The 7,370-nt window shown below is 35.0% G+C and carries 4 protein-coding genes; all 4 read left to right on the forward strand.

Annotated features, from left to right (window positions below; translation table 11 throughout):
* Positions 1–228 precede the first annotated feature (228 nt).
* Complete coding sequence (locus B0A66_RS06350; protein ID WP_089049010.1) at positions 229–3,246, forward strand: SusC/RagA family TonB-linked outer membrane protein; 3,018 nt, start codon at positions 229–231, stop codon at positions 3,244–3,246.
* 18 nt (positions 3,247–3,264) lie between these two features.
* A complete protein-coding gene (locus B0A66_RS06355; protein ID WP_089049011.1) occupies positions 3,265–4,788 on the forward strand; it encodes a RagB/SusD family nutrient uptake outer membrane protein in 1,524 nt (507 codons plus the stop codon).
* Between the two features lie 78 nt (positions 4,789–4,866).
* Positions 4,867–6,048 (forward strand): glycoside hydrolase 5 family protein, encoded by a 1,182-nt coding sequence (locus B0A66_RS06360; RefSeq protein WP_089049012.1) that lies wholly within the window; start codon positions 4,867–4,869, stop codon positions 6,046–6,048.
* A gap of 137 nt (positions 6,049–6,185) precedes the next feature.
* Positions 6,186–7,217, forward strand: a complete 1,032-nt coding sequence (locus B0A66_RS06365; protein ID WP_089049013.1) for a glycoside hydrolase family protein — start codon at positions 6,186–6,188, stop codon at positions 7,215–7,217.
* The last annotated feature ends 153 nt before the right edge of the window (positions 7,218–7,370 follow it).

Genomic DNA, 7,370 nt, shown 5'->3' on the forward strand with positions numbered 1-7,370 from the left:
ACTTTGATTTTTTAAATAAATGATATTGATAATTTTTAGGCCAAAAAAATAGAGTATCAATAAAATAAACTTTTAAAAAATACATCATTACTATTTTTGAATTAATATGAACACATTATTATTAAAGACTGATTTAAAGTCGTGCAGTATTAGAATAAAAGACGGCTAAAATTTAAAAAACAAAAACAAAACCAACTAAAAAAGAAAACTATCTAAAATGACAAATCAATGAAAACAAAGTTCACTCAAATTTTAAAGCAGAGATATTACCTCTTGTTTTTCTTTAGTTTATTAGTTCAACAAACGTATGCACAACAGCAAATAACCATAAACGGAAAAGTGACGTCTCCAACAGGAGAACCAATTCCGTTTGCAAATGTTGTCATAAAGAACACTCAAAATGGTGCCGTAACCGATTTTGATGGAAGCTACAAAATATCGGCAGGCCCAAATCAAACTTTGGTTTTTAGCTCGCAAGGATATAAAACCGTTGAAGTTGCGATCAACAATAACACCACAATAAATGCTTCTTTAGGAGAAGATGCTATGAAACTGGACGAAATTGTGGTTGTAGGATATGGTTCACAACAGAAAAAAGACCTTACAGGAGCCGTTTCGGTAGTAAAAGCAGATGAAATTCAAAAACGTCAGGTAACTACAGTTGCCGATGGACTTCAGGGTTTAGTTACCGGAGTTAAAGTTCGTGGTGGCGGACGTCCGGGACAGGAAGCGAATGTTGAAATTCGTGGATTGAAGAATCTTCAGAATGCTAACCCATTATATGTAATTGATGGTTTGGTAACAAGCGGAAACAGAGATTTTAACCCAAATGATATCGAATCGATTCAGGTTTTAAAAGATGCTTCTGCAGCAGCTATTTATGGTTCAAGAGCAGCAAATGGTGTAATTATCATTACTACTAAAAAAGGTAAAAAAGGACCGCTTAAAGTAGAAGTTTCTGCCAAAAGCAGTTTTACGGTAATGCCAAGATATGATTTAATGGGAACGGAAGAGTTCGCAAAATTTAATAATATGGCTTATGATAATGCTGGATTTCCGAGACAAAATCTAAATATGGATGTTAATACAGACTGGCAGGATGCGACTTTCAGAACTGGAATGATGCAGGATTATAATGCTAGTTTTTCAGGAGGAAGTGATAATTCAACCTTCTTTATGTCTGGAAATTATTTTGGAAATGAAGGTAGCGTTATCGGAACTGATTTTGACAGAATTTCATTTCGTGTAAACTCAAGCGGTACAAAAGGAATCTTTAGTATTGGAGAAAATTTAGCAATCAGTAATTCCAGAACAGATGAAATGTCAGGAAGTCCAATTATTGATGTGTACAGAATGACACCAACAATTCCGTTATACGATGATGCTAATCCGGGTGGTTATGGTTACGGAAAACAAGGAGTTGCAGATACTTTTGGTACAAACCCTTTGGCACTTGCAGATCTTTCAAATATTACCAATCAAAATTTCAGAATTAGAGGAAATATTTGGTCAGAATTAAAATTTGTGCCATGGTTGAAATACCGTTTTAACTTTGGATACGAGACTAGTTTTGACTCTTATAAATACATGAGAAAAAGAGGAAGCTGGACCTTAAACCAGCCTGAGGATCCATCTCAGACAGATCAAAATAAAGGAAGATCAGAGACAATGTTGTTTGAAAACACACTGACTTTCAAAAAAGAATTTGGCAAACATGATATTACTGTTTTAGTAGGTCAGACTTTTCAAAAAGACAAGTACGATCAAATTTATGGAACAAAGAGAAACCTTCCAATGAATTCAGGAACAGGTCAATATTATGAAGTTTTAAATCAGGGAGATTCACCGGTAGTGGGTGGTTTTTTAAATGAAGCAGCTTTAGCTTCTTACTTAGGAAGATTAGAGTACAATTATGATAATCGTTATTTATTCAATGCTGTTATTAGACGTGACGGATCTTCAAGATTCAGCGAAGGTAACAAATGGGGTAATTTCCCATCTATTTCAGCAGGATGGAGAATCAGCAACGAATCGTTTTTTAAATCAGAGTTCATTAAAGATTTAAAAGTAAGAGCAAGTTACGGAGAACTGGGTTCTGGAAATATTAGAGAATACGAATCTAAAAGCTTCATTAATAATTTCGGACAGATTGTGTTAGGTAAAGATCAAAATTTATATCCTTCTGCAGCTCAGGTAAAATTATCAAATCCTCAATTACGTTGGGAAAAATTAAAACAAACCAACTTAGGATTAGATTTAGGCGTTTTAAATAATGATTTGCGTCTTACAGCAGATTATTTTATTGCCCGTACAGAAGATGTATTATTTGGATTCCCAATTTTAGTAAGTACAGGTAATGATGGAGGAAATCCAATTGCAAATGCTGCAACTGTAGAAAACAAAGGTTTTGAGTTGGAGTTAGCTTACAGCAAAAAAATCAATGAATTCTCTTTTAACGCTTCTGTAAACTTCACAAAAGTAAATAACAAACTACTTTCTTTAGGTAATGGTCAAAATGAGAACATTATCGGTAACACAATGACCCGCAGTGGAAATCCCGTAGGAATGTGGTACGTATTGCAAACAGATGGATTGTTTCAGTCTCAGGAAGAAATTCAGAACTACAAAAATGCAGAAGGAAAAACCATTATGCCAAATGCTGTTCCGGGAGATATTCGTTTTAAAGATGTTAACGGTGACGGACAAATTACAAATGAGGACAAAGCTGTAGTAGGAAGCCCATGGCCGGAATTTGAAATGGGATTAAATGCAGGAGCAGAATACAAAGGTTTTGATTTTTCTATGAACTGGATTGCTTCACATGGAGCTACTGTTTATAATGGATTTAGAAGTGTTGTAGATCGTTTTGATGACAATAGTAACTACAGAACAGGTATTCAGCCTTGGACTCCTGAAAATCCAAATACAGATTTTCCTAGAGTTACAAAAGGTTCAACTTTAAACTCAAGAGGAGATAGTGATCGTTTCTTAGAAAGTGGCGATTTTATCAGACTAAAATACATAGGTTTTGGATACAATATTCCTAAAAGTGTTTTAGAAAAATCAGGTATCACGAGAGCGAGATTATCATTGTCTGCACAAAATATCTTTACAATTACGAAGTACCAAGGTTTAGATCCTGAGTTTAGTAATACTGGAGATAACAGAATTTTTGAAAGAGGTGTAGATAATGGCTCATTCCCAAATCTTAAGACGTATTCTTTTGGTGTAGAGTTTAGCTTTTAATTAAAAAAAAATAGCATAATGAAAAAAATAATAATAATAGCAGCAGCTTTTTTGGGTATTGTTTTTACAGCTTGTGAAAACGAATTAGACCTGAATAGCCCAAATGATTTAACGACAGATCAATATTGGAAAACTGAAAGTGATGCACAAGCCGGTGTAAATTCAATTTATGCCATGTTTTATAAAGATGGAGTTTGGGCAAGATGGATCTATTTTCGTTTAGACTTAACTTCTGATGAAGGATATAGCAACAGTCCGTGGACAGAATTGGCAGACTGGACAAGATTCAATTACATTAATTATAATTTTTGGGAAGGAAATGTAGTAACCTGGAGAGATACCTACAAAGCGATTTTTAGATGTAATCAGGTTTTAGCAAATGTTCCCAATATTGCTTTTCAAAACGAAGAGGATAAGAAGAAAATCATTGCTCAGGCTAAATTTCTTAGAGCTTTAAATTACTATTACGCAGCAGTAATCTGGGAAGATATTCCGTTGGTTTTAGAACCATCTGAACCTGCAGATTTACCGGAACAAAAAAACGTTGCTGAAATTTGGATTCAAATTGAGAAAGATCTGAATGAAGCTTTTGAAGATTTACCAGGCAGTTGGCCGGCAGATCAGACCGGTAGACCTGATAAAGGTGCAGTAAAAGCTTTTCTTGCAAAAACATATATGCAACAACGTAAATGGACTGAAGCTAAAGGTGCTTTAGACTACTTAGTTACAGGAGCAGGAGCGAAATATAGCTTAGTGCCTAACTACAGAGACAATTTCACAGACGTAAATGAAAACAACAGCGAATCTGTTTTTGAAATCCAGTTTGGAGATCAAAGAAAAGGAGGAACTGATGAGGCTCAAAATGCTGCAGTTTCAAGTAACCGTTCTCAATTTTTTGCACCAAGAGGAATTGGATGGTCTGATGGACAAGCGCGTTTTTGGTTAGTAGATGCTTTTAAACAAGAAAACAGTATCGACGGAAGTCTTGATGTGCGTTTAAGATGGACTTTATATTACCCTGATTTACTGGCTGATTTTGGAGACAAAACCTACGATAGAAACTGGGAATGGAATAATGACGAAGCATGGTTCAGAAAAGGAAGCCGTGATTACCAAAGAGATAATGAAGATTATTACAATCAGGTTAATTACAGATTGGTTCGTTATGCTGATATTTTATTGCGCTATGCAGAAGTTTTAAATGAGTTAGGAAATACAGCAGAGGCTTATCAATATGTTGATTTGGTAAGAACTCGTGTAAACATGAACCCATTGGCAGTTGCACATCCTGAAATTGGAAACGATCACGATAAATTCTTAGAGCGTTTAAAAACTGAAAGAGTTTTAGAGTTAGCCGGAGAAAGTGTTCGCTGGGAAGACTTAAAACGCTGGGGAGATTTAGACACTCAGGCTTCTGTTGATAAAATTGCGCTTCGTGATCCTGATTTTAAAAACTTTACAGTTGGTAAAAATCACAGAATGCCAATTCCACAAAGTGATGTAGATAATAATCCAAACTTAAAACAACACCCGGAATACTAGAATTATAAAAAAGGGAATCAGACCAGCCCGAGTCTGATTCCCTTATAAAAATAATCATATACTATAATAAAATACATAATGAAAAAAGTAAAATTGTATCTGACAGTAATGTTGGCAGGAGTTGTATTGCTTAGTTGCAACAACAAAAAAAATAATACCGAAGAAAGTAAAAACGAAACAGCACCAGTAGTAGTCGAAAAAAGAGAAATCTGGTCAAAAGAACAAGCCAATACATGGTATGCAGGACAACCTTGGTTAGTAGGCGCAAATTATTATCCTAGCACAGCTATAAATCAATTAGAGATGTGGCAGGAAGATACATTTGATCCAAAAAGAATCGATCAGGAATTAGGTTGGGCAGAAGGTATTGGTATGAATGTAATGCGCGTTTACTTACACGATTTATTACACCAGCAAGATGCCGAAGGACTTTACAAACGTATGGACAAATTTTTGGAAATTGCAGACAAACATCACATCAAAACATTGTTTGTTTTATTTGATTCCTGCTGGGATCCTTTTCCTGCTTTAGGAAAACAAAGAGCACCAAAACCGCACACACACAATTCAGGTTGGGTACAAAGTCCGGGACAAAAAGTTTTACAGGATTCTACACAATACCCTCGCTTAGAAAAATACGTAAAAGAAACTGTTTCAAAATTTAAAAATGATGAGCGTATTTTAGGTTGGGATGTTTGGAACGAGCCGGATAATATGACTGGACCATCTTACGAAAAAGTTGAAATCAAAAATAAAGTTGCTTTAATCTTGCCACTTTTAAAAAATGTTTTTGCATGGGCTAGAGAAAGCAATCCTTCACAACCATTAACTTCCGGAGTTTGGGTTGGAGACTGGAGCGTAGAAGCAAAAATGGAACCAATGCACAAAATGCAGATTGAACAATCAGATGTTGTTTCTTTTCACAACTATAATACACCTGCAGAATTCGAAAAAGTTATCAAAGAATTACAACGTTACGGAAAACCATTGTTATGTACAGAATACATGGCAAGACCAAACGGAAGCACCTTTGCAGGATTTTTACCAATTGCAAGAAAATACAATGTTGGTATGATCAACTGGGGATTTGTTGACGGAAAAACACAAACCAAATATGCATGGGACAGCTGGACTAAAAAATACGATTCAGCGCCAAAATTATGGTTTCACGAAGTGCTTAATACTGACGGAACGCCATACATAAAAGCAGAAACAGATTTAATCAAAAAGATGACGTCTGAGGTGAATAAAGTTAATTAGGTAATACGTCAATTTGATAATGAGGAAATGAGATAATGAGGAAATGAGATAATGCGATAATTAGAAAATTAGTTAATTAACACATTTCAAAAATTATCTCATTATCAAATTGACTAATTGACACATTAAAAAAGTTTATGAAAACAACAAAACAATTTATTTTATTACTAGCAGTTCTGATTGGGTTTTCTGTAACTGCTCAACAGCCAGATCCTCCGGGACAAGTGAAGGGAAATGCAAAAGCAAAAAACGAAGCCTATCTTTTTGCACACATGACGCACAACGATTATGGCAGATTGTATTATTCTGTTAGTCTCGATGGTTTACATTGGGAAAATCTAAATAGCGGAAAAAGAGTTTTTGAAGATTACAAAGGACATCCGGATATTTGTAAAGGTCCAGACGGAAAATATTACATCGCCGGAAATACAGGCGATGATGCGAAAACCATCAATATTTGGGTTTCAGACGACTTAATCACCTGGAAAAAACATTCAGACTACACGCCGGATTTAAAAAGTACACCCGATTATGCACATGCTTTGCAGCGAATTGGTGCTCCAAAATTATACTTCGACAAAGATTCAGACCAATTTATCATGACTTGGCATACACCACATTTGGAGGGAACCAAAGAAGATGGAGAGCGTTATTGGGCAAGTCAGCGAACATTGTATGTTTTATCTAAAGATTTAAAAACTTTCAAAGGAACTCCAAACCGTTTATTTGACTGGGATATGGGAACTATCGATGTTTTCATTAGAAAAGTAGGTGATTCATACTACGCTATAATTAAAGATGAAACCTATCCAACTTTGTACTGGACAACCGGAAAAACAATTCGAATTGGCAAATCTAAATCACTTTTAGGACCTTATTCTTTGCCTCAACAATCGATTAGTCCAAACTTTAGAGAAGCACCAATGTTGATTCCTTCTCCGGACGATAAAATATGGTACATGTATTACGAGCAATATCCTGGCGTTTCTTACGGATTGTCTATTGCTGATAATTTAAACGGTCCCTGGTATCAGGCTTCCGGTTATACATTCTTTTCAGATTGGGATAAATACAGTTTTCCTGAAAAAGTACGTCACGGATGTATGGTAACAATATCAAAAAACGAATATGACGGATTAGTGAAGAAATTTGGAATCGTTAAGAAGTAATAAATTGTGAATTGTGAATTGTGAATTTTTTGTTTTAGTCCTTAATTTTTGAGTTTTTAGTTGTGAGTTATTAGATTATGTCTGCTTTTTAATTTGAGTTAATAACGACAGATTATTTTATGCAACTACAACTAACTCACAATTCACAATTCA

This window comes from Flavobacterium hercynium, assembly GCF_002217285.1.
GTDB classification, from domain to species: Bacteria; Bacteroidota; Bacteroidia; order Flavobacteriales; family Flavobacteriaceae; genus Flavobacterium; species Flavobacterium hercynium.